This window comes from Falsigemmobacter intermedius, from assembly GCF_004054105.1.
GTDB classification, from domain to species: domain Bacteria; phylum Pseudomonadota; class Alphaproteobacteria; order Rhodobacterales; family Rhodobacteraceae; genus Wagnerdoeblera; species Wagnerdoeblera intermedia.
This window is the reverse complement of record NZ_SBLC01000008.1, coordinates 64,457-87,153: the sequence shown is the minus strand read 5'-3', so window position 1 is coordinate 87,153 and position 22,697 is coordinate 64,457. Positions and strand designations below refer to the sequence as shown.

Here is a 22,697-nt window from a genome sequence, read left to right as displayed (position 1 = left end):
CGCCTTCCCAGGAGCCGCGATTTCCTGTAGAAGCCCCGGTGGGTGCCAGCGTCCTCGTGCCCCGGCAGGGAGGCCGGGAAGTCAGGGCCAGTGCTCCATGACCGGGCCTATGTATTACATGGCAGGCCCCTTTTACGCGAAAGACGCTGATGACGCTTCCCGATCTCGCGGCCCCGCTGGCCGCCGCTCTTGCATCCAAGGGCTATGAAACGCTGACCCCCGTACAGCAGGCCGTCCTGGGTGACGACTATGCCGGCCGTGACCTTCTGGTCTCGGCACAGACCGGCTCGGGCAAAACCGTGGCCTTTGGTCTTGCCATCTCGCCGGAACTCCTGACCGGTGATCTGGCCGTGGCCGGCGCCCCGCGCGCTCTGATCATTGCCCCGACCCGTGAACTGGCCCTCCAGGTCAGCCGTGAGCTTGAGTGGCTCTATGCCGAAGCCGGTGCGGTCATTGCGACCTGCGTGGGCGGCATGGACCCGCGCAATGAGCGCCGCGCCCTTGAGCGTGGTGCCACGATCGTCGTCGGCACTCCCGGCCGTCTGCGCGATCACATTGAGCGCCGCTCGCTGGACCTCTCGGAACTGCGCGCTGCCGTTCTCGACGAAGCCGATGAGATGCTCGACCTCGGCTTCCAGGAAGACCTTGAGTTCATCCTCTCGGCCGCTCCGGAAGACCGCCGCACGCTGATGTTCTCGGCCACCGTCTCGAAAGAAATCGAGAGCCTGGCCAAGAACTACCAGAACGATTCGCTGCGCGTTCAGGTCAAATCGGACACCAAACAACACGTCGACATCACCTATCAGGCGATGTCGGTGCGCCCGCGCGACAAAGAAAACGCCATCATCAACCTGCTGCTGATCCAGCAGGCCCGTGTGGCCATCGTCTTTGCGAAAACCCGCGCTGCGGTGACCCATCTGCATGCGCGCCTTGCCAACCGCGGCTTCAAAGTCGTCGCCCTCTCGGGGGAGTTGAGCCAGGCTGAGCGTACCCACGCGCTCCAGGCGCTGCGTGACGGCCGTGCACAGGTCTGCATCGCGACCGATGTGGCGGCCCGCGGCATCGACCTTCCGGGTCTGGACCTCGTGGTCCACTTCGATCTGCCCTCGAACCCCGAGACCCTGCTGCACCGTTCGGGCCGCACCGGTCGTGCGGGCTCGAAAGGTACCGCCGTTCTGGTCGTGCCGCCGTCGGACTTCCGCAAAGCCAACCGCATCCTGCAGGGCGCAAAGGTTGAGGCCGAGTGGGTCTCGCCGCCCACCGCTGAGGAAGTGCAGTCGGCTGATGACGCCCGTATGCTCGGCTCGGACACCCTGTTGAACGCGATCACCGAAGAAGAGCTGCCGCTGGTCGAAGCCATTCTCGGCGTCTCCTCGCCGGAAGCGGCTGCCGCAGCCTTCCTGCGCATGTGGCGCGCAGGCCGCTCGGCCCCCGAGATCGTCGGCGATATCGCGCCCCCGGCGGCCAATTCCGAAGCCCGCGCCCCGCGTGAGCGCCAGGAATTCGGCCCCTCGGTCTGGTTCTCGCTCTCGGTCGGCCATGAAGGCCGCGCCGAAGCCCGCTGGCTCCTGCCGAAAATCTGCGATCATGGCGGCATCACCCGCAATGACATCGGCGCCATCCGCGTCCAGCAGCGTGAGACCTATGTCCAGATCGCTGACAATGTCGCCTCGAAATTCGGCGCATCGGCCGAGATCGAAGACGGCCTGCTGCTGACCCGCCTCAACGAGGCCCCGAACCTTGAGCGCGCCCCGCGCCCGGCGTTCAAATCCTCGGACCGCCCCCAGGGCCTGACCCGCAAACCCTTCGGCGGCGACCGTGGTGAGCGTCGTGAACGCGCCCCGCGCCGCGACGACGAAGGTGGTGAGCGCCGCAGCTTCAAGCCGCGTGCCATGGAAACCGGCGAAGCCGGCTACCGTGCCCGCCCGGCCCGCGAAGACGGCGACCGCAAACCTTACGGCGAGCGTAAATCCTTCGGCGACCGCCCTGACGGCGATCGTAAACCCTGGGGCAAACGCGACGACGGCGACCGCAAGCCCTTCGGCGATCGCAAACCCTTCGGTGACCGTAAGCCCTTTGGTGCCCGCGAAGACGGTGAGCGCAAACCTTACGGCGAGCGTAAATCCTTCGGCGACCGCCCCGACGGCGACCGCAAGCCCTGGGGCAAGCGCGAAGACGGTGACCGCAAGCCCTTCGGCAAGCGCGACGACGGCGATCGCAAGCCCTTCGTGAAACGCGAAGAGGGTGATCGTAAGCCGCGCGGCGCAAAACCGGCCTTCGGCGCAGACAGCCGCCCGGCCCGCGCCCCGGCGCCGCGTCCGAACTTCTCGGACCCGAGCCAGTCGCTGCGCAAACCGCGCAGCCCGAAGGCCCCGAAACGCTGATCTGAAAGAAGGCCCCGGAGTGATCTCCGGGGCCTTCTTCATTCTGGCTTTTTCAAAATACTCCGGGTGGGGTCCGGGGCGGGCAGAGCCCGCCCCGGCGCTCTCCGCCAAAACAGCCCTCAGACGTTCAGCAGCAGATGCTCCCGCTCCCAGGGCGAAATCACCTGCTGAAACTCTTTATATTCATGCCGCTTCACCGCCGCATAAAGCGCCACGAACTCCGGACCCAGCACCTCGACCAGCGCTGCATCCTCCTCCAGCAGATCGATCGCATCGGACAGATTCAGCGGCAGCTCATCCTCGCCCATATAGGCATTGGTGGTGCATTCCGCCCGCGGCATCCGCCCCTCTTTCAGGCCCAGATAGCCACAGGCCAGGCTCACCGCGATGCCCAGATAGGGGTTGCAGTCCATCCCCGCCAGACGGTTTTCCACCCGCCGCGCCTCAGGGCTCGAAATCGGAACCCGCAGCCCGGTGGTGCGGTTGTCGCGCCCCCACTCGAGGTTAATCGGTGCTGCGAAATCCGGCACATAGCGGCGATAGCTGTTCACATAGGGCGCAAGCAGCGCCACACCGGCGGGCAGGTGGTTCTGCATCCCGGCGATAAAATGGTGAAACGCCGGGGTCTCATCACCAGAGACGTCCGAGAAGATATTCTGCCCGGTCTCCAGATTGACCACCGAATGGTGAATATGCATGGCCGAGCCTGGCTCGCCTTCAATCGGCTTGGCCATGAAGGTCGCAAAGCAGTCGTGGCGCAGCGCCGCCTCACGGATCATCCGTTTGAAATAAAAGATATGATCCGCCAGATCGAGCGGATTGCCATGGGCGAGATTGATCTCAACCTGACCCGCGCCGCCTTCCTGCAGAATGCCGTCGATCTCCAGCCCCATGGCCTCGGCGAAATCGTAAATATCGTCGATCACCTTGCCATATTCATCGACCGCCGACATCGAATAGGCCTGTTTGGCCGCCGCTACCCGGCCCGAGCGGCCCATGGGCGGGCGGATCGGCATATTGGGGTCGAGGTTGCGGGCGACGAAGAAAAACTCCATCTCCGGGGCCACCACCGGCCGCCAGCCTTCCGCCGCATAAAGATCCAGAACACGGCGCAGCACATTGCGCGGCGCCGTGGGCACCGGATTGCCGCGCTGATCAAAGGCGTCATGGATGACCTGAAGCGTGACATCCGCCGTCCAGGGCGCGGCGGCCACGGTGCTGAAATCCGGCACCAGGGTCATGTCCGGCTCTTTATATTCCTCATCTCCCTTGGGCGCATCGGCCCATTCGCCGGTGATGGTCTGCAGGAAGATCGAGGTGGGCAGAAAGAAGCTTTTCTGATGCTCAAACTTGAAGGCAGGCATCGCCTTGCCGCGGGCAACCCCGGCGATATCGGGAACGATGCATTCCACCTCATCGAGGCGGCGCCCGGCGACATAATCCCGGGCGGCTTCCGGCAGGCTCTCGGTCCAATCGGCCATCATCATGCCTCCTGCAGGGCGGCACGGGGCGCGCGGAAAAACGCGCCGATACGCTCGGCCAGCACTTCACGATCGAGCGTATCTTCCAGCCCGGCCTCCGCCCGCGCCAGAAGTTCCGGCGGCACGCTGCCGGTTTTATACTGCTCAAGCATCAGGGCGATAAAGCTGTGATCGAACTCAGGATGCGGCTGCACGGTCAGCGCACGGTCGCCATAGACCAGGGCGGCATTCTGGCAGAACTCTGAGCAGCCGATGACCTTTGCATCGGGCGGAAGCTCGACGACCTGATCCTGATGCCAGGCGTTCAACTTCAGCTTTTTCCCTTCAAAATCATAGGTCTGACGGCCAACGGACCAGCCGCCGGTGAATTTTTCAACACGTCCGCCCAGGGCCTGGGCAATAATCTGATGGCCAAAGCAGATGCCAACCATGGGCACCGCCGCCGCATAGGCCTTGCGGATAAAATCTTCCAGCGGCGGAATAAAGGGATGGTCCTCATAAGCCCCGTGGCGCGAGCCGGTCAGAAGCCAGCCGTCGCACTCCTGCACCGAGGCAGGAAACTCAAGATCCACCACCGAATAGGTGCGGAACTCAAACCCCTGATCGGCCAGAAGTCTGACGAATAAAGAAGGGAAATCGCCGGCCCGTTCCCGAATGAATTCGGTAACATGGCCGGTCTGCAGGATGCCAATAAGCATGATATTCTCGGTATGAAGGGCAAATCATGCTAGACTGGGCCTGATGATCCGGCAAGAGGGTGCGGCGGAGGGCTTTTCCTTGCGCCCCGGGCCTTGTTAGATGGCGTCACCAGAAGGACTGCGCCATGAATCTGCTCTATGCCAATGACCGGCCCGGTCACTATCCGGCCTCCTACTACGCGGCAACGGCGGTTGAGCCGCCCCCCGTAGAGATGTTGCAGGGAGAGCTGCGGGCCGATGTCTGCATCATCGGCGCGGGCTACACCGGGCTTTCGGCGGCGCTGCATCTGGCAGAGCGCGGGCGCAAGGTTGTTGTGCTTGAGGCGCATCGGGCAGGCTGGGGGGCCTCGGGGCGCAATGGCGGCCAGGTGGGCTCGGGCCAGCGGCGCGATCAGGACTGGATTGAGGGGCGTTTTTCACGCGAAGACGCCGGGCGGCTCTGGCAGATTGCTGAAGAGGCCAAATCGCTCGTGCGCGATCTGGCCGCTGAGATGCCGGGCGTCGACTGGCGGGCGGGGGTCGCCCATGCCTGTCGTCAGCCCTCTGAGGTGCGTGAGGCAGCGGAATATGCCGAAAAGCTGAACCGCGATTATGGTTATGAGGCCATCCGCCCGCTTGATCGCCTGGAGATGGCTGAGCTTTTGGGCACGCCGGCCTATGCGGGGGGCGATCTTGATATGGGGGCGGGTCATATGCACCCGCTGAACTTCGCGCTTGGTCTGGCAAAGCGGGCCCAGGCAGCGGGGGCGGTGATCTACCAGCAAAGCCCGGTTGAACGGGTGGTTGAAGGCCCCATGGCTGAGGTCATCACCCGAAGCGGGCGCGTGCGGGCCGAGCAGGTGATCTTTGCCTGCAATGGCTATCTGGGCGGGCTGGAGCCTGAGGTCGCGGCGCGGGTGATGCCGATCAATAACTTCATTATCGCAACCGAGCCCCTGGGGGATCTTTCGCCGCTGCGCCGCGAGATCGCCGTGGCGGATTCGCGCTTCGTGGTGAACTACTGGCGCCGTACGGCTGAGGGGCGGCTGCTCTTTGGCGGCGGGGAAAGCTATGGCTATAAATTCCCCGATCTGATCCGCACGGTGACCAGGCCCATGCTGGAGGTTTACCCCCAGCTGCGCGATGTGAAAATCGACTATGCTTGGGGTGGAACGCTGGCCATCACCGCCACGCGCTGTCCGCTCTTCCGGAACCTGCGGCCGGGGATCTGGTCAGCCTCAGGCTATTCCGGTCATGGGGTGGCCATGGCGACCATGGCGGGGCGCATCCTCTCAGAGGCTCTGATCGGAGAGAGCGAGCGTTTTGATCTGATGGCGCGCTTCCCGGTGCCGAAATTCCCCGGCGGGCAGATGACCCGTCAGCCGATTCTGGCGCTTGCCATGACCTGGTATGCGTTGCGCGACCGTCTGGGGCTCTGACAGCAGAAAGGGCCCCGGAAGGGGCCCTGGTCTCTTTCAGAGTTTGGAGAGTTTCGCCTGCAGTTCGGCGAGTTGCTTTTTAATATCACCCAACTCATCTTTGGAGGCTGCGGGGGCCTCCGGCATATCTGCGGCGGCGGGGGCTTTGCCACTCGGCCAGCCGCCCATCATGGTCTTCAGGAAAGCTTCCTGCTGACGCTGAAAGGCCTCAAGCCCCGGCATCGAGGCCATCGGATTGGGCAGAACGCCAAGTCCTTCCATCATCCGCGCCTGACTGTCGCGCAGCATCTCAAAGCTTGAGGAGAGGAACTGCGGCACCATGCTTTGCACGCCGGTGGAATAGCTGCGCACCAGATCGGTCAGCACATTGACCGGCAGAACCGAATCGCCGCGTGATTCATGCTCAGCGATGATCTGCAGTAGATACTGCCGGGTCAGATCGTCGCCGGATTTCAGGTCGATGATGGTAACCTCACGCCCGGCGCGGATGAAACCGGCAATGTCATCAAGCGTCACGTAATCGCTGGTCTCGGTATTATAGAGACGGCGGCTGGCGTAGCGTTTGATCAGCAGCGGTTTGTCGGTCGCGGACATCTTCGCTCTTTCGATATGGCGGTCAGGACTGAGCCTAAGCCAGGGCTTCAAAAATGGAAAGCCCGTTGCTGCAGTTGAAAACGCGGGCCCGAGGGGACCCGCGTTGTGCCTTTCCCCACCATGGAGGAGGAGGGAGGAAGAAGGGGAAAGACGGAAAGGCTTATTTCGCAGCTGCAGCAGGGCGCTTCATGGTGGCAGCCATGTCGCCGGTTGCTTTCTGCATTGCAGCAGCAGCGTTTTCCTGTGCGGTCTTTCCGGTCGAGAGCAGCAGTTCCACGGTTTCCATCTGGGCTTTCTTCGCGATTTCCGCAAAGGCAGCCATGCTGTCCGAGGCCATTTCGCGGCTTGCAGCGGCGAAATCGGAAGCAGCTTTTGTATAATCCGCCGGTTCGGCACGGGCTTTGGTCACATCGCTGAGGCGGCTCAGAGTCTCGCGGCTCAGCTTAGCCTGCAGATCGCAGGAGCGTTCAGCGGCTTCAAAAGCGATTTTGGTCAGCTTTTCACCAAAAGCGGCCTGTTTTTCAAAGGCGGTGCGGAATGCGGTCGGGTCCATATTGAACACCGGCATCATATCCTGAAACAGACGGGTGAAGTCAGTCGTGGCTGCCATTCTCAGTCTCCGGTTTCCGCGAAAGGGGTGCGGGAATAGATCTCCCTTAGGCAGACCCTAGCACGCCGCAGTGCAGCATTGCAAGAGTTATGCTGCACTGCGGCGCAATCAGGCATTTTGTCGCTTCACATACTCACCCGGTGCGGGGGCAAGGGCAGGGTAGTCCGGATGGCTGCCGGGGTGGCGCGCCGGGACCAAGCTGCCTGACTGCTTCGCCAGCCAGGCCCCCCAGCGGGGCCACCAGGAGCCAGGGGTGAAATCGGCCCCCTCGCGCCAGGCCTCGGGGGAGAGGGAGCTCATGGGGGCGGGATTGGTGAAATGGCCATATTTGTTTTTGCCAGGCGGATTGACGATCCCGGCGATATGGCCCGACTGGCTGAGAATGAAGGTCTTATCCTTCGAGCCAAAGCGCCGGAACCCGGCAAAGCTGGAGGTCCATGCTGCGATATGATCGCTTTCGCAGGCCACCGCACAGAACGGGATCTTAATATCTGACGGGCGCACCACCTGACCATCAAGCTCATAGCCTATGGTGGCGAAGCTGTTGTCCTGGCAGAGCCCGCGCAGATATTCGACCGCCATCCTGCCCGGCAGATTGGTGCCATCGCCGTTCCAGTGCAGCAGATCAAAGGCAGGCGGCGCTTCGCCCAGCATGTAGCTGCGGATGGCGGGCTGCCAGATCAGATCATTGGCGCGCAGATAGCTGAAGGTCCGCGCCAGGATCTTCGAAGACAGACAGCCCGAGGCCTTTGCCTCCCGCTCAATCCCGTCGACGAAGTCATTTGACAGGAAGGGGGTGAACTCGCCCTGATCTTCAAAATCCGTCAGCGTGGTGAAGAAGGTGGCTGATTTGACCGAAGCGTCTTTGTCCTTCGCCATCCGCGCCAGAGTCAGCGAAAGCGTGGTCCCCGCGATGCAATATCCGACCGCATTAATCTTCGGCTCTCCGGTGATGGCTTTGATTGCGGCAAAAGCCTCCAGATAGCCCTCACGGTAATAGTCCTCCATGCCGAAATCGGCGTAGCTTTCATCCGGGTTCTTCCAGGAGACGACAAAGAGGGTGAAGCCCTGATCGGCGATCCAGCGCAGAAGCGAGTTTTGCGGCTTAAGATCCAGGATGTAGAATTTGTTGATCCAGGGCGGAAAGATCACCAGCGGAACTTTATGCACCTTTTCGGTGGTCGGGCTGATCTGGATCAGTTCCAGAATGCGGTTGCGAAAGACCACCTGACCCGGCGTGGTCCCGAGGTTGCGTCCCACCTCAAAGGCATCGGGGTCCGAGAGCGTGACCAGCAGATCGCCATTGTTGTTTTCAATGTCGCGGACCAGGTTCTCCAGCCCGCGCACCAGCGACTCGCCCTCGGTCTCTCGCGCACGCTCCAGCGCTTCGGGGTTGGTTGCAAAAAAATTCACCGGAGCCATCATATCGATGATCGCGCGGGTGAAATACCGCAGGCGATGCTCCTCCCGCGGGGGGAGTCCCTCGATCTGATCCATGCTGCGTTGCAGCGTTTCTGCGTTGATCAGATATTGCTGGCGAAGATAGCTGAACCAGGGATGGCTCTCCCAGGCGGGGTGAGAAAAGCGGCGGTCCGGCGGCGGAACGATCACCGGCTCTGCGGGTTGACTGCCCGCAAAGGCGGCCTGGGCATTGAGATAGCTTTGCAGGCTCTTGCCCCACCAGCTCGCCTGTTCTTCCAATAAACGTTGAGGATTTTTGAAGAAATCAGCCCAGACGGCCATGCCACTCGCGGCCAGAAGTTCGGGGCCGGGGCCATCGAGACCCGGGTCATGGGGGCGACGGGCGGCCATGGCAGCGATCATCCGGCGGGACAGCTCCTCCACCCGGGCAAGGTTGAGTTGCATCCGTTCTGACATGACGGCATTGCGGGATTCGTCAGTTGCCATGCAAAAAAATCCCCCCTATCATTTTGCTGGTGCAGCATAATGGCCTCAGCCCTTGAAAAGCGAGAAGTTTTGCAGCCGCTCTCTGCGGGGACAGGAGATCCGAATGAAATATACGGCCACCTATGACATGATGGAAGCTGTGCGCAACACCAACGAATGGATGGGTGCCACGGCGCGGGCTTTTGCTTCAAACCCCGTTTGGGGTCTGGCGCCAAATCCCGCTTTCAAGATGCTCTCAGCCTGGGGCCGTGTGACCGAGCGCAGCTTTGCGCGCATGGTTATCAAGCCTGACTGGGGCATCCGCACCATTCTGGGTGATGACGGGCGTGACCATCTGGTCTCGACCGAAGTGGTGGTGCCGCGTCCCTTCGGCGATCTGGTGCATTTCAGGGTCGCGGGCCTGGAATCGCGCAGCCGCAAAGTGCTGATCGTCGCGCCGATGTCGGGCCATTACGCGACGCTGGTGCGCTCAACGGTTCTCTCTCTGCTGCCCGATTGTGATGTCTATGTCACCGACTGGCACAACGCCCGCGATATCCCGGTCTCAGAAGGCAAATTCGATATTGAGGATTACACCCTCTATCTGGTGGATTTCCTGCGCCACCTCGGCCCCGATACCCATGTGATTGCGATCTGTCAGCCCGCGCCGCTGGCGCTGGCGGCCACCGCCTATCTCGCCGAAGAAGACCCGGCTGCGCAGCCCAAGAGCCTGATCCTCATCGGCGGGCCGATCGATCCCGATGCCGCCGCGACCGATGTGACCGATTTCGGCCGCCGCGTGACCATGGGCCAGCTTGAGCAGTTCGCCATCCAGCGTGTTGGTTTTAAATATGCAGGGGCCGGGCGGCTGGTCTATCCGGGCCTTCTGCAGCTTTCGGGTTTCATGTCGATGAATGCTGAGCGTCACGGCAAGGCCTTCACCGATCAGATCTATGCCGAAGCCATGGGCACGGCTGGTGAGCATGACGCCCATAACACCTTCTACGACGAATATCTGGCCGTGATGGATATGACGGCGGAGTTCTATCTCTCCACCGTCGAGCGCATTTTCAAAAACGGCGAGATTGCCCGCAATGCCTTCACCGTCGCCGGTCGCCGGGTCGACATCGGGGCGGTCTCTTCGGTCTCCGTGATGACCGTTGAGGGGGCGAATGATGACATCTCGGCCCCTGGCCAATGTGTGGCGGCGCTCGATCTGCTGACCGGCCTGCCGGAAGCGAAAAAGGCCCGCCATCTGGAACCGGGTGCGGGGCATTACGGCATTTTCGCAGGTAAGTCCTGGCGCAATAACATTCGTCCGCTGGTGCTGGATTTCATGGATGCCAGCGCGGCGCCTGAGGCGGGATCTGACGCCGCTGCCGCAAGGCCCGCGCCGCGCCGTGCCCGCCGCGCCTGAAATTTGTGACAGTTTAAGAAAAGGCGGGCCGGATCGGCCCGCCTTTTCAGTTCAGATGCTGCCCGGCCCAGCGGGTGATGGCTGCGACCACCGCCTCTGTCATCCCCGGAGAGCGGATGCGACCGGCGATCACATGAGCGCCTGCATCCATGCCCGGTACCTTGGGAAACTCCACCCGCTCAACCGGGCCTTTCCAGGGGCCGATCACCTTATCGGTCGCGGCATTGCTGACCACTTTGTCCTGCGGAGAGCGCAAAAGCAGCAGCGGCAGGTCGATCGCCTGCGTCTCAGCCGCCCGCGCCGCGCGCAGGAGTCTGGCCATGGGCAGGGCCGAGCGGGTGGGATAGCTCGTGTTCCAGAACTTTTCATGTTCCGGGCTGCGGACCTCGGCGCGGATCGTGTCGCCGATCAGCAGCGGCATGATCACCCCCGCTCCCGGCAGATCGCTGGCAAAGGCGCGCAGCGGATCGGCCAGGCGGAAATTCGGCGCGATCATCACCACCCCGGCAATGCGGTCGGCAAAGGGCAGGGCCTCGCGCAGCCCAGGCGTGCCAAGGCCCGCCGTCAGCACCGAGGCGCCCTGAGAGGTCGCGATGACGAGAACCCGCTCTCCGATGGCGGCCCCCACGCTCAGCGCCTCTGCCAGATCGGCCATCCAGTCTTCGGCGGAAGGCTCGGCCATGGCTGCGGCGCCGCGACCATGGCCGGCAAAGCGTGTGAAAAAGAGATTGGCCCCGAGAGCCTTCGCCACCTCGTCCGGGACCGGTCGCGTCTCTTCCGAGCTGGCGGTGAAGCCATGCAGATAGATCACGGAAAGCGGCGTCTTTTCGCTCGGGGCCCCGTGCCAGAGGATGCGCTTTTGCGTGCCCGGAATGATATCGGGGAAGGCCGCCTCACGGGTCGCAAGATAAGCGGCCGGATCGCGCAGGATTGCGGCCTCATCTACGGCAGGCAGGCTCAGGCTGCGATCCCGCGGCCAGAGCGCCAGAGCCACCATCAGAAGGACAAAAAGGGCGAGCGAGGCAAAGAGCATCCGCAACAGCCGCCGCATCTTAACCCGCGCGCCTGCTCACATCGTCAATCGCCGCCGTGATCAGATCAAGGCATTCCGGGTCTGAGAAGCGGTGATCTGCGCCCTTCACCAGGGTCAGGCGGATGTCGTCCCCCTCCAGGTGATCCAGAAGCCGCAGGGTGGTCTCTGCCGAGACGGCGGTATCGGCGGTGCCCAGAAGGAAACGCGCGGGCACCGAAAGCGGGAGCGGGCTGCGCAGGATCAGATGGTCGCGCCCGTCCGCGATCAGCCGCGGCGTGATCTGATAGGGCGCCTCATAATCCGAAGGGACATCCACAGGACGGCCCGCCTCAATCTCGGCGCGCTGGGCGGGGGTGAAGCCGGCCCAGAAGCCGTCTTCCGTGAAATCCGGCGCGGCGGCGATGCCGACAAAGCCTGCCAGGCGCTCAGGCTGCTCGCGCGCAAGCAGCAGCGAAATCCAGCCCCCCATAGAGGAACCCACCAGGATCTGCGGGCCTTCGGTCAGCGCGGCAAGCACCGCGCGGGCATCGCTGAGCCAGTCGCCGATCGCCCCGTCAAGGAAATCGCCGCCGCTTTCGCCATGGCCGGAATAGTCAAAGCGCACAAAGGCTCGGCCCTGCGACTTCGCCCATGCTTCCAGATATTGCGCCTTTGACCCCTGCATGTCGGAGCGGAACCCGCCGCAGAACACAATGCCGGGACCCGCGCCGGTGGTGCGGTGATACGCGATGCGGCGGCCCTCTGGGGTGGTCAGGAATTCAGGCATGACAGGCTCCTTCATAGGCTGGTGTAACCCTAGCAGTCCGCATCCGCTGCGACCATGGGGGCTTTTATTCTGAGCGCGGACGGACCTGCGGGCTGCGGCAAAGTGTCAGTCGGCGGGGATTTGCGGTATATCACGGTATACAGTTCTTGCACCGCCCCTCGTCCGGGCGTAGCGGGCAGGCCGTCAGCTTCGGTCCCCGTTCTTCCGGCATCCCGCGGAAGAGGGCCTGCGGGCTGCAGGAATATAAGTATGAAACGTGTAAACTTTGTATCGGCTGCCCTGGCAGCCACGGTCCTTACTGCTGCGCCGGCTCTGGCTGCAGATGTGCAGCCGGGCGATTACGCCTGGGTCGGGGACGGGCGCACCCTCGCCATTGCCTATGTGCAGAACCAGCGTGCCGACAGCTTCCGCGCTACTGATGGCAGCGCGGTTCCCGCCTCGAAACTGAACGCCAATGTGCTGATCCTGCGTGCGGTGCATTACCGCGAGCTTGCGGGGCAGAAGTTCGCCTTCCACGCCATCGCGCCCATGGGCAAATTCAGTACCGCCCGGATCGGCGGCGCGGATCAGCCGGTCAAAAACGGCTTCGGCGATCTGACGCTGGGCGTGACCTGGTTCCCGATGGTCTCGGCAGAGCCGACCGGCACCACCTTCGGCCTCTCGGGTTTTGTGACCGCACCGACCGGCACTTATGAGCCGGGCCACGTCTCCGTCGCGACCGGCGGATGGAGCTTCACCCCCCAGCTGGGCATGGTCCAGGGGCTTGGCCACGGCTTCTTCCTCGATGCGGCGGCTGAGGCCAATATCTACCGCGATTTCACCAAAGACGGTACCGCCATCAGCCAGGACACCACCTATCAGGCCCAGGCCTATCTGCGGTATCAGTGGGATGAGACCACCGCCTTCTCGCTGGGCTATACCGAAAAATCCGGCGGCGATCTTTTCGTGAACGGCGCGTCGGCAGGCCAGAAGACTGAGTTCAAACAGGTCCGCCTGCTGGCGTCGAAATTCGTCAATCCGACCACCCAGGTGCAGTTGATGCTGGGCAAAGACACCGAAGTGAAGGGCGGCTTTAAAAACGAGCCGCTCGCGCAGATCCGCTTCACCAAAGTGTTCTGATCCACAGAGGGGGCGGTGACGCCCCCTCCCTTTTGCGCGCATGGCGCGCGGGGTTACATCGACAGGCGGCGGTTGAAACTCATGATGGTCATTTCGACCTCACCGGCTTTCCGGCGGATCTTCTCCTCCATCTCCAGGATCTGACAGCGGCCGAATTCGGTCGTCTCTGCCTCAAACCGCTCGACCTCGCGGCGGCATTGATCGGCTTCAAAGCTGTTGGCAAAAGCGGTCCAGCCCTGCGCACAGGCGGGGGCAGGCGGCTCATAGCAGAAAGCCTGCGCGAGCGAGGGGCTCAGCAGAACCAAAGTCACAAGAGAAATCCGGATCATTATCTCAACCGATGGAGGTTCAATCACTCCAGGGTTGCACGGACGCCGGCGCCGATCAATCTGGTATCGATCCTGCCGGGGGTCTTTCCGCTTGACGCTCTGGTCCCACAGGTTCAGATGTGCGCCGTTATAACCCGCAACCGGGCGTTCCGTGGGCGCCAGACCGACGAGGAGTGGCCAGATGAGCCAGATTTCTCTTACTTTCCCTGATGGCAATGTGCGTGAGTTTCCGGCAGGCGTGACCGCCGGCGAAGTCGCCGCGTCGATTTCGACCTCGCTTGGCAAAAAGGCCATCTCGGCGATGGTCAATGGCGCGCATTACGATCTGCAGTGGCCGATTGAGACGGATGCCCGCATCTCGATCAACACCCTGCAGGACGAAGGCGCAGCGCTGGAGCTGATCCGCCACGACCTCGCCCACATCATGGCCCGCGCGGTCCAGGAGATCTGGCCCGATGTCAAAGTAACCATCGGCCCGGTCCGCGACCACGGCTGGTTCTATGACTTCGACCGCGCCGAGCCCTTCACGCCGGAAGATCTGGGCACCATCGAAGCGCAGATGAAAAAAATCATCAACGCCCGCGATCCGGTCCGCACCGAGATCTGGGAGCGTGCACGCGCGCTGGCCTATTACGAAGAGCGCGGCGAGCCCTATAAGGTTGAGCTGGTCAACAAGATCCCCGGCGACGAGCCGCTGCGGATGTATTGGCACGGCGACTGGCAGGACCTCTGCCGTGGTCCGCACCTGCAGCACACCGGTCAGGTTCCGGCCGATGCCTTCAAACTGACCCATGTGGCCGGCGCCTATTGGCTGGGTGATTCGAGCCGCCCGATGCTGCAGCGCATCTACGGCCTGGCCTTCCGCAACCGGGACGATCTGAAAGCCCATCTCACCATGCTGGAGGAGGCCGCGAAACGCGACCACCGCAAGCTTGGCCGTGAGATGGACCTCTTCCACATGCAGGAAGAAGCCCCGGGTCAGGTCTTCTGGCACCCGAATGGCTGGACGATCTACACCGAGCTTCAGGACTACATGCGCCGCCAGCAGCGCCGTGACGGCTATGTGGAGGTGAATACCCCTCAGGTCGTGAACCGCGTGCTCTGGGAGAAATCGGGTCACTGGCAGAACTACCAGGAAAACATGTTCATCGTCGAAGTTGACGAAGAACATGCCAGCCAGAAAACCGTCAATGCGCTCAAGCCGATGAACTGCCCCTGCCACGTGCAGGTCTATAACGTCGGTCTGAAATCCTACCGCGATCTGCCGCTGCGGATGGCCGAATTCGGGGCCTGCAACCGTTATGAGCCCTCGGGCGCTCTGCATGGCATCATGCGGGTGCGCGGCTTTACCCAGGATGATGCGCATATCTTCTGCACCCCGGCGCAGATTGAGGCGGAATCGAAGAAATTCATCACCTTCCTGTCGAAAGTCTATGCAGACCTCGGCTTTGAAAAGTGGCGGATCAAACTCTCGACCCGTCCGGAAAAGCGCATCGGTTCGGAAGAGTCCTGGGATCACGCAGAAGCCGCTCTGGCTCAGGCGGTTCTGGCCGCCGGTCACAGCTATGAGCTGCAGGAGGGCGAGGGCGCTTTCTACGGCCCGAAGCTTGAATTCGTGCTGACCGATGCGATCGGCCGTGACTGGCAGTGCGGCACGCTGCAGGTTGACCCGAACCTGCCCGAGCGTCTCGATGCGGTTTATATCGGCGAAGACGGTGCCAAGCACCGCCCCGTCATGCTGCACCGCGCCTGCCTTGGCTCGTTTGAGCGCTTCATTGGCATTCTGATCGAAAACCACGCCGGCAAGCTGCCATTCTGGCTGGCCCCGCGTCAGGTTGTGGTCGCCTCGATCGTCTCGGACGCCGATCCCTTTGTGGAAGAAGTCGTCACCGCGCTGACCCTTGCCGGGGTTCGTGCTGAGGCCGATATGCGCAATGAGAAGATCAACTATAAGGTCCGCGAGCATTCGGTGGCCAAGGTTCCGGTGATCCTGGCCATCGGCATGAAAGAGGTCGAGACCCGCACCGTTTCGGTGCGCCGTCTGGGCGAAAACCGCACCGAAACCGTCTCACTTGACGAAATTCTGGGCGAACTTTCTTTGGCGGCAAAAGCACCCGATCTGCGCTGAAATCGGGTTAAACGTCTAAAAGCGCGGGGTTTTTTGCCGTTTTTGCGGTAAAAAATCCCGCGCTTGATTTTTTTGTCTCTTCGTTCACACTTCCGTTAGTGGCGTCAGTCCCTGCCGCGCAGTCCCCTGTTCACCGGGGTGCGGAATTTCAGGGATCTGCCCCACGTCCCCGCGGTATGTCACCCCGGGGGAACGCGACTTTGGGAGAGACGGAATGCCGACCGGCACCGTAAAATGGTTTAATTCGACTAAAGGCTACGGCTTTATTGCCCCCGATGATGGCGGCAAAGATGTATTTGTCCACATTTCTGCGGTTGAGCGTGCCGGTCTGAAAGGCCTGAATGACAACCAGAAGATCAGCTTTGAGCTGCTGACCGGCCGTGACGGCCGCTCGTCTGCCGGCGATCTGACCCTCCTGTAACAGTGGCCCTCTGACTGCACCGGCCTGCCGGTGCGGTCACAGGCTGTGCAAGGCCTCAGCGGGGCGGAGCCAGATTGGCTTTGTTCAGGCTGCAGTCGCGGCTGACGTCACGACCGCAGCTCCGGGGGCTGAGGTCTTTGGTCAGGCAGATACGCACTTCCTGGATGTCGTTGCGGCGGCATGTCACGGTGACCATCTCGGGGCGCAGTCCGGGGTTGGCTTCAAGGAAAGCCTCTTCGACCACGCGGGCAGGCAGCTGAACCGCGCGGTCGAGCTTTTCAAAGACCTCCGGCATCTTCACGGAACCGAAGGCCTGACGGCTGAGGTCGTAGTATGCCCGCGCGCTCAGACCCGAGCAGCGGCCATGTTTTTTCCACTGATGCCAGGCCAGACCCGCCGATCCCATGATGTCATCCATCGAGGCCGTCATCGCCCGCGAAGGGTCGCGTTCGCGGGTGCGGCAGTAATCCGGCCAGCCGCTTTCATATTGTGGCCAGAGCCCGTGCAGCGACCAGCCGTGGCCGCCCCCGCGCGCGCAGCGCGCCTCACCGCGGCTGTCGCCTTCGAGCGCGCACCAGTTCGGCGTCCAGCTCAGCGCCAACACGTAGTAGTCAAACTCCCCCGCCACATCGGCCTTCGCAGCGGATGCAGACAGCAGCAGGGCGGCAAGCAGGGCTGGAAGACGCATTTTCTCTTTCCTATATCAGGTTGCGCGGGTATACGGGTCGTCAATTCCCCGAAAACGAGGACTCGGCGGACCCCAGGGTGCGCAGCCGTTTTCCCGGCCCGGGAGAGATTTGTAAAGGAGTGATCCGATGACAAAGCCGCTGATGGCCCGGGCGACCGCCGTCTGGCTGGTGGAAAACACCACGCTGACTTTTAAGCAGATTGCAGACTTCTGCGGTATGCATGAACTCGAAGTGCAGGGCATCGCAGACGGTGACGTCGCCGGTGGCGTGAAGGGGTTTGACCCCGTCGCCAACAACCAGCTTGAGCAGTCGGAAATCACCAAGGGTGAAGCCAATCCGCTGCACAAGCTGAAGCTGAAGTTCAACGCTGCCGCCGTGGGCGAGGAAAAGCGCCGTGGTCCGCGCTACACCCCGCTTTCGAAGCGTCAGGACCGTCCGGCCTCGATCCTGTGGTTGGTGAAGTTCCACCCGGAGCTTTCGGATGGTCAGATCTCGAAGCTCGTCGGCACCACCAAGCCGACCATTCAGCAGATCCGTGAGCGCACGCACTGGAACATCGCGAATATCACCCCGGTTGACCCGGTGGCCCTTGGTCTCTGCCGTCAGTCGGAACTCGACGCTCAGGTGCAGATCGCGGTGAAGAAGAAAGCGCTTGAGGGCGGTGTGATGTCGGATGATGAGCGTCGCAAGCTCGTCTCGACCGAGACCTCGCTCGGCATGGCGCCGGAAGCGCGGATCTCGGATGAAGACAATCTTCAGGCGCTCTTTGGCGGTGCTTCGGAAGAGAAAGAAGGCAAATCGGCAGCGGATTACTCCGATGCGGACAGCTTCTTTAACCTGCCGAATGACGCAGCCGATGACGAAGAAGAGGATGATCTGCGCTGAGGCGCGGATCCCCGTCCCGGACTTGAAAAAACCCGCGCTCCGGCGCGGGTTTTTGTTTTGCTTGAAGGGGCTTCAGAAACTGCGACGCGCGCGCAGCGCGGCACTGATCGTGCCTTCATCGAGATAGTCCAGCTCTCCGCCCACCGGCACACCCTGGGCGAGAGTGGAGGTTTTCACCCCGGTTCCGGTCAGGGCATCGGCGATATAATGGGCGGTGCTTTGACCATCGACCGTGGTCGAGAGGGCAAGGATGACCTCATCGCTGCCTTTGGTGCTGACGCGTCTGACCAGATCGGGCACGCGCAGCTCTTCCGGGCCGATGCCGTCAAGCGGCGAGAGCCTGCCGCCGAGCACATGATAGCGGCCCCGGAAGATTCCGGCCGCTTCCATGGCCCAGAGATCGGCGACATCTTCGACCACGCAGATCTCCCGGTCGCTGCGCGCGGGATCCTGGCAGATCGCGCAGAAATCGCCAGAGGTCAGATTTCCGCAGATGCCGCAGTTGCGGGTGTCGCGGGCCGCGCGCGCCATGGCATCGGCGAGAGGTGCCATGAGCAGGCTGCGCTTGCGCAGCAGGTGCAGAACTGCGCGGCGGGCCGAGCGGGGGCCAAGCCCCGGCAGCCGCGCCATCAGCCCGATCAGCGCCTCAATATCGCTTTGCGGCCCGGACATTGGCTCAGAACGGCAGTTTCATGCCCGGGGGCAGGCCAAGCGATTCCGCCATTTTTTCGGTCTCGCGCTGCTGTGCATCCTGGGCGCGGGTCTGCGCATCGCGGATGGCGGCAAGGATCAGGTCTTCGACGACTTCCTTTTCCGAGGCGACGAGGATCGAAGGATCGATGTCGAGTGCTTTGACTTCGCCCTTTGCCGTGGCCGTCACTTTGACCAGGCCTGCGCCAGCCTCACCGGTCACGGTGCGGTTCGCCAGTTCTTCCTGCATCTCGGCCAGTTTGCCCTGCATCTCCTGCGCGGCTTTCATCATCTTGGCCATATCGCCAAGGCCGCCGAGACCACCCAGACCTTTGAACATGTGGATCACCCTTCATCAGTTATTGTGCAGCAGATACGGTGCGTAAGGCCCGCTCACAAGGGCAGGGGCCTCAGTCTTCGTCAAAGGGGTCCCATTCATCCTCAACCTCGGCCAGAGCCTCGGTGGCAGCATCTTCCAGAAGTTCAGAGGCCGGGCGGATTTTGCGGATTTCCGCGCCGGGAAAGGCGCTGAGGACGGCCTGAACCAGCGGGTAAGAGGCGGCCTCGGCTTTCGCCGCCATGAGTTCCGCGTTTTCCTCTTCGTCAAGCGTGGCCCCGCCGCCCGATCCGGTGACCGAAATCCCCCAGCGTTGCCCGGTCCAGCGCTGCAGCGAGGCGGCGAGACGGGCGGCGAGATCGGGGCGGGCATCGGGTGTGGGCTGAAACTCAATGCGGCCCGGGGCAAAGCGCACCGGGCGCAGGCAGGCTTTGACCTCCAGGTACAGCTTCATGTCGCGGCGCTCGTGGATCAGCTCGGCCAGCTGCGCGACCGAAGTGATGACGGGCGCCGGGGCTTTCGCCAGGGCGGTGGCCGCCCCTGAGGCATGAACGGTACCAAAGCCACCGGCGTTTCCTGCGGGCATCATCGGGGCGGCCTGCATACGTGCGCCGCCCCCCTGGGGGGCAGCCCCGCCCATCGCTCCGGCCAGACCACCGGGCTGCGCTTTGAGCGCCTCAAGCTGGCGGATCAGACTGCCGGGGTCAGGCAGTTCCGAGACATGGGTGAGGCGGATTACCGCCATCTCGGCAGCCATCATGGCATTGGGCGCAAGCGCCACTTCTTCCAGCGCCTTCAGCAGCATCTGCCACATCCGGCTCATCGAGCGTTTGGAGAGCCGTCCGGCCAGATCAAGGCCGCGCGTGCGCTCTTCCGGGGGGACGGTCGGATCTTCCGAGGCATCGGGGGTGACCTGCAGAACCGAGATCCAATGGGTGATCTCGGCGAGATCGCGCAGCACGGCCATGGGGTCGGCCCCGTCTGCATATTGCGCACCGAGTTCCGACAGGGCGGCTGCGGCATCGCCCTTCATGATCATCTCAAAAAGATCAAGCACGCGGCCCCGGTCTGCAAGGCCCAGCATGGCGCGGACCTGATCGGCCCCGGTCTCCCCGGCCCCATGGCTGATCGCCTGATCGAGAAGCGAAGTGGCATCCCGGGCAGAGCCCTCTGCCGCGCGGGTGATCAGCGCAAGGGCTGCATCTGAGATTGAGGCCCCCTCAGCCGTGGCGATTTTGCGCAGCAGGCCGATCATCACCTCGGGCTCAATGCGGCGCAGATCGAAGCGCTGGCAGCGCGAGAGCACGGTCACGGGAACCTTGCGGATCTCGGTGGTGGCGAAGATGAATTTGACGTGGGGCGGCGGCTCTTCGAGGGTCTTCAGCAGCGCGTTGAAGGCGCTGGTCGAGAGCATATGCACTTCGTCGATGATATAGACTTTGTAGCGTGCCGAGGCCGCGCGGTAATGCACCGAGTCGATGATCTCGCGGATATCGCCCACGCCGGTGCGGGAAGCGGCGTCCATTTCCAGCACATCCACGTGGCGGCCTTCGATGATGGCCTTGCAGTGCTCACATTCGCCGCAGGGCGAGGTGGTGGGGCCGCCCTGACCGTCCGGGCCGATGCAGTTCAGGCCCTTGGCGATGATCCGCGCCGTGGTGGTTTTGCCGGTGCCCCGGATCCCCGTCATGATGAAGGCCTGGGCGATGCGCCCGGCTTCAAAGGCATTTTTCAGGGTGCGGACCATGGCATCCTGGCCGACCAGATCCGCGAAGGTCTCGGGGCGATATTTGCGGGCCAGCACCTGGTAGCGGGGGGTCTCGGTCATCCGGGGTCCTTCGGGATTCGGGGTGAAGGGCAGTCTAGAGGGCGGGAGGTTCAGGGTCCAGAGCGCCGCCCTGAGCGGCGGCGTCGCAGCGGGGGCTGCCGGCCCCCGCACCCCCCGGGAGTATTTTAAAAAAGCCAAAGCCGGGGACGGTTGGAACCCCCGTTGCGGCTCGGGGTTTTCCGGGCGATGATCGGTCGGATTTCCGGGGGAACGAGATGCGTTTTGGCGGGCAGCGGCAGAGCCGCAATGTGGAAGACCGGCGCGGTCGGGGTGGCATGCGCGGTGGCGCGGTGGGCGGTGTTTCGGGCGTGGCTTTGCTGGCGGTTCTGGCGATCGGCTATTTCACCGGGATCGATGTGACGCCGCTTCTGAACGGGATGCAGGGGGGCGGTGGCGGACAGGTGACGGAGAGCCGTCCCTTGAGTGAGCAGGAGCAGCAGGTCGGCCAATGGGTCAGCCAGGTGCTTGGCACCACTGAGGATGTCTGGACCGCACGGTTTCAGCAGGAACTGGGGCAGCGCTACAGCCCGCCGACGCTGGTGCTCTTTTCCGATGTGACGCAGTCGCCCTGTGGCGGGGCATCGGGGGCGACGGGGCCGTTTTATTGCCCGGCCGATAAGAAGGCCTATCTGGACACCGCGTTTTTCGTGACGCTGTCGCGGGAGCTGGGGGCGCCGGGGGAACTGGCCGCGGCCTATGTGATCGCCCATGAAGTGGCGCATCATGTGCAAAATGAGCTGGGCATTCTGGGTCAGGTCAATCAGGCCCGGGCGCGGTCCTCGGAGGTGCAGTCCAATAAGTTGTCGGTGCGCACGGAGCTCCAGGCGGATTGTCTGTCCGGGGTCTGGGCGAAATCTGTGAATTCACTGCTGAAGCCCGGCGATATTGAGCAGGCGATCAATGCGGCGCGGCAGATCGGGGATGATACCCTGCAGGCACGGGCCGGGCGGGTGCCGCAGCCCCATACCTTCAGCCATGGCAGTTCCGCGCAGCGGGCTTCCTGGTTTACCCGCGGCTATGAGGCGGGGAAGATGGAGGTCTGCGACACCTTTAATACCGACCGTCTGTGATCTGGCCTGCGGCACTGCTGGAGGTGGCGGGGGGGCGGTTGTCGCTGTCTCCGCTGCCGGTGGGTGAGGGGGCGGAGGCCCTGGCCGCGGCAGGGGCGGGGTGGCTTTTGAGCCTGACGGAGCCGGAGGAGGAGCGGCGCAGGGGGCTGGCGGATCTGGACGCGCGGGTGGCGCGGGCGGGGCTGCGCCATCTGCGGCTGCCGATCCGGGATTATGATGTGCCTGAGGGGCCGGTGCCTGTGCTGGCAGAGGCTTTCGAGCATCTGCGCGGTGGCGGGCATCTGGCTTTGCACTGCATGGGGGGCTGCGGGAGATCGGGAATGATCGCGCTGCGCCTGATGCGGATGGCGGGCGAAGAGAGCGCTGCTGCGCTGGCGCGGCTGCGGGAGGTGCGGCCCTGTGCGATTGAAACTGCGGCGCAGCTGGACTGGGCGCTCGCGGATTGACACGCCCCGGCGCGGGGCAATACTGCCGCGCGAAGAGGGGACTGACATGACTTTGACAGCTGATGAGACCATCGCACTGGCGCAGCCGCCTTTCGCGAAGCTGCTCGATATCCGCACCATTGAGGCCAATGGCGAGGATGAGGTGGTGGCAGAGCTTTTCGTGCGGGAGGATCTGACCAACCGCAACGGCATGCTGCACGGCGGGGCCATTATGACACTGGCGGATAATGTCGCGGGCACCGCCACCTATCGGCAGATGGCGCCGGGGCAATATACCGTGACGATGGAGAGCAAAACCAACTTCTTCCGCCCCATCCCCCTTGGCACCAGGGTGCGCGCGGTGGCGCGGGGTCTGCATATCGGGCGGCGCACCATGGTCTGGGAGGTCTCGCTTTATCTGGAAGACGGGCGGCTGGCAGCCAAAGTCACCCAGACGCAGATGGTGATGAACCCGTAAACGCAAAGAG

General features: G+C 63.1%; 22 protein-coding genes. 10 read left to right on the top strand and 12 right to left on the bottom strand.

The annotated features are described in order from the left end of the window. Window positions 1-149: 149 nt before the first annotated feature. Window positions 150-2,384 (top strand): DEAD/DEAH box helicase, encoded by a 2,235-nt coding sequence (locus tag EP867_RS07550; RefSeq protein ID WP_128487782.1) that lies wholly within the window; start codon window positions 150-152, stop codon window positions 2,382-2,384. Window positions 2,385-2,503: 119 nt separating this feature from the next. On the opposite strand, the gene EP867_RS07545 is transcribed toward EP867_RS07550, so the two are convergent. Further along, the gene (locus EP867_RS07545) at window positions 2,504-3,865 is read right to left on the bottom strand and encodes a glutamine synthetase family protein (protein ID WP_128487780.1); all 1,362 of its coding nucleotides are present in this window, start codon (window positions 3,863-3,865) and stop codon (window positions 2,504-2,506) included. 2 nt (window positions 3,866-3,867) lie between these two features. Further along, window positions 3,868-4,563: a type 1 glutamine amidotransferase gene (locus EP867_RS07540; protein ID WP_128487778.1), complete on the bottom strand. Its 696-nt coding sequence runs from the start codon at window positions 4,561-4,563 to the stop codon at window positions 3,868-3,870. 125 nt (window positions 4,564-4,688) lie between these two features. On the opposite strand from EP867_RS07540, the gene EP867_RS07535 reads away from it, so the two are divergent. Continuing rightward, window positions 4,689-5,981 (top strand): NAD(P)/FAD-dependent oxidoreductase, encoded by a 1,293-nt coding sequence (locus EP867_RS07535; protein ID WP_128487776.1) that lies wholly within the window; start codon window positions 4,689-4,691, stop codon window positions 5,979-5,981. A 36-nt stretch (window positions 5,982-6,017) separates the two neighbouring features. On the opposite strand, the gene phaR is transcribed toward EP867_RS07535, so the two are convergent. The 3 genes from phaR to EP867_RS07520 form a co-directional block, all read right to left on the bottom strand. Then, window positions 6,018-6,575, bottom strand: coding sequence for a polyhydroxyalkanoate synthesis repressor PhaR (gene phaR, locus EP867_RS07530; RefSeq protein WP_128487774.1), 558 nt, complete (start codon window positions 6,573-6,575; stop codon window positions 6,018-6,020). Window positions 6,576-6,735: 160 nt separating this feature from the next. Then, window positions 6,736-7,185: a Phasin gene (locus tag EP867_RS07525; protein ID WP_128487772.1), complete on the bottom strand. Its 450-nt coding sequence runs from the start codon at window positions 7,183-7,185 to the stop codon at window positions 6,736-6,738. A gap of 108 nt (window positions 7,186-7,293) precedes the next feature. Then, window positions 7,294-9,093 (bottom strand): PHA/PHB synthase family protein, encoded by a 1,800-nt coding sequence (locus tag EP867_RS07520; protein ID WP_128487770.1) that lies wholly within the window; start codon window positions 9,091-9,093, stop codon window positions 7,294-7,296. 103 nt (window positions 9,094-9,196) lie between these two features. Here EP867_RS07520 and phaZ point away from each other — a divergent pair, with 103 nt between their 5' ends. Then, entirely contained in the window at window positions 9,197-10,489 is a 1,293-nt protein-coding gene (gene phaZ / locus EP867_RS07515; protein WP_128487768.1) for a polyhydroxyalkanoate depolymerase, read from the top strand. Window positions 10,490-10,535: 46 nt separating this feature from the next. Here phaZ and EP867_RS07510 read toward each other — a convergent pair whose 3' ends face one another. Beyond that, on the bottom strand, window positions 10,536-11,540 hold the full coding sequence (locus EP867_RS07510; protein ID WP_128487766.1) for an alpha/beta hydrolase: 1,005 nt from the start codon (window positions 11,538-11,540) through the stop codon (window positions 10,536-10,538). A 1-nt stretch (window position 11,541) separates the two neighbouring features. Then, a complete protein-coding gene (locus tag EP867_RS07505; RefSeq protein ID WP_128487764.1) occupies window positions 11,542-12,288 on the bottom strand; it encodes an alpha/beta hydrolase in 747 nt (248 codons plus the stop codon). A 249-nt stretch (window positions 12,289-12,537) separates the two neighbouring features. Between EP867_RS07505 and EP867_RS07500 the strand changes: the two genes are divergently transcribed. Next, window positions 12,538-13,407, top strand: coding sequence for a transporter (locus EP867_RS07500; protein ID WP_164888792.1), 870 nt, complete (start codon window positions 12,538-12,540; stop codon window positions 13,405-13,407). 53 nt (window positions 13,408-13,460) lie between these two features. Here EP867_RS07500 and EP867_RS07495 read toward each other — a convergent pair whose 3' ends face one another. Further along, complete coding sequence (locus tag EP867_RS07495; protein WP_128487760.1) at window positions 13,461-13,736, bottom strand: hypothetical protein; 276 nt, start codon at window positions 13,734-13,736, stop codon at window positions 13,461-13,463. A 181-nt stretch (window positions 13,737-13,917) separates the two neighbouring features. Here EP867_RS07495 and thrS point away from each other — a divergent pair, with 181 nt between their 5' ends. Both thrS and EP867_RS07485 read left to right on the top strand, forming a co-directional pair. Then, on the top strand, window positions 13,918-15,864 hold the full coding sequence (gene thrS, locus EP867_RS07490) for a threonine--tRNA ligase (RefSeq protein ID WP_128487758.1): 1,947 nt from the start codon (window positions 13,918-13,920) through the stop codon (window positions 15,862-15,864). A gap of 214 nt (window positions 15,865-16,078) precedes the next feature. Beyond that, window positions 16,079-16,285 carry a cold-shock protein gene (locus tag EP867_RS07485; RefSeq protein ID WP_128487756.1) on the top strand — a complete coding sequence of 69 codons (207 nt, stop codon included), beginning with the start codon at window positions 16,079-16,081 and terminating at the stop codon, window positions 16,283-16,285. A 55-nt stretch (window positions 16,286-16,340) separates the two neighbouring features. On the opposite strand, the gene EP867_RS07480 is transcribed toward EP867_RS07485, so the two are convergent. Next, the gene (locus EP867_RS07480) at window positions 16,341-16,973 is read right to left on the bottom strand and encodes a ribonuclease T2 family protein (RefSeq protein WP_128487754.1); all 633 of its coding nucleotides are present in this window, start codon (window positions 16,971-16,973) and stop codon (window positions 16,341-16,343) included. Between the two features lie 127 nt (window positions 16,974-17,100). Here EP867_RS07480 and EP867_RS07475 point away from each other — a divergent pair, with 127 nt between their 5' ends. Then, window positions 17,101-17,859, top strand: coding sequence for a DUF1013 domain-containing protein (locus tag EP867_RS07475; RefSeq protein WP_128487752.1), 759 nt, complete (start codon window positions 17,101-17,103; stop codon window positions 17,857-17,859). A gap of 72 nt (window positions 17,860-17,931) precedes the next feature. Here the strand turns inward: EP867_RS07475 and recR are convergent, their stop codons facing one another. The 3 genes from recR to EP867_RS07460 all read right to left on the bottom strand — a co-directional run bounded on the left by recR (window position 17,932) and on the right by EP867_RS07460 (window position 20,714). After that, window positions 17,932-18,531, bottom strand: coding sequence for a recombination mediator RecR (gene recR, locus EP867_RS07470; protein ID WP_128487750.1), 600 nt, complete (start codon window positions 18,529-18,531; stop codon window positions 17,932-17,934). A 4-nt stretch (window positions 18,532-18,535) separates the two neighbouring features. After that, window positions 18,536-18,889 carry a YbaB/EbfC family nucleoid-associated protein gene (locus EP867_RS07465; protein WP_128487747.1) on the bottom strand — a complete coding sequence of 118 codons (354 nt, stop codon included), beginning with the start codon at window positions 18,887-18,889 and terminating at the stop codon, window positions 18,536-18,538. A 70-nt stretch (window positions 18,890-18,959) separates the two neighbouring features. Further along, the gene (locus tag EP867_RS07460; protein WP_128487745.1) at window positions 18,960-20,714 is read right to left on the bottom strand and encodes a DNA polymerase III subunit gamma/tau; all 1,755 of its coding nucleotides are present in this window, start codon (window positions 20,712-20,714) and stop codon (window positions 18,960-18,962) included. Window positions 20,715-20,929: 215 nt separating this feature from the next. Here EP867_RS07460 and ypfJ point away from each other — a divergent pair, with 215 nt between their 5' ends. From ypfJ to EP867_RS07445, 3 genes are read left to right on the top strand one after another with little or no spacing between them, the layout of a single operon-like run. Continuing rightward, on the top strand, window positions 20,930-21,784 hold the full coding sequence (gene ypfJ, locus EP867_RS07455; RefSeq protein ID WP_128487743.1) for a KPN_02809 family neutral zinc metallopeptidase: 855 nt from the start codon (window positions 20,930-20,932) through the stop codon (window positions 21,782-21,784). Window positions 21,785-21,822: 38 nt separating this feature from the next. Beyond that, a complete protein-coding gene (locus EP867_RS07450) occupies window positions 21,823-22,230 on the top strand; it encodes a protein-tyrosine phosphatase family protein (RefSeq protein WP_241656851.1) in 408 nt (135 codons plus the stop codon). A 46-nt stretch (window positions 22,231-22,276) separates the two neighbouring features. Next, window positions 22,277-22,687: a PaaI family thioesterase gene (locus tag EP867_RS07445; RefSeq protein WP_128487742.1), complete on the top strand. Its 411-nt coding sequence runs from the start codon at window positions 22,277-22,279 to the stop codon at window positions 22,685-22,687. The last annotated feature ends 10 nt before the right edge of the window (window positions 22,688-22,697 follow it).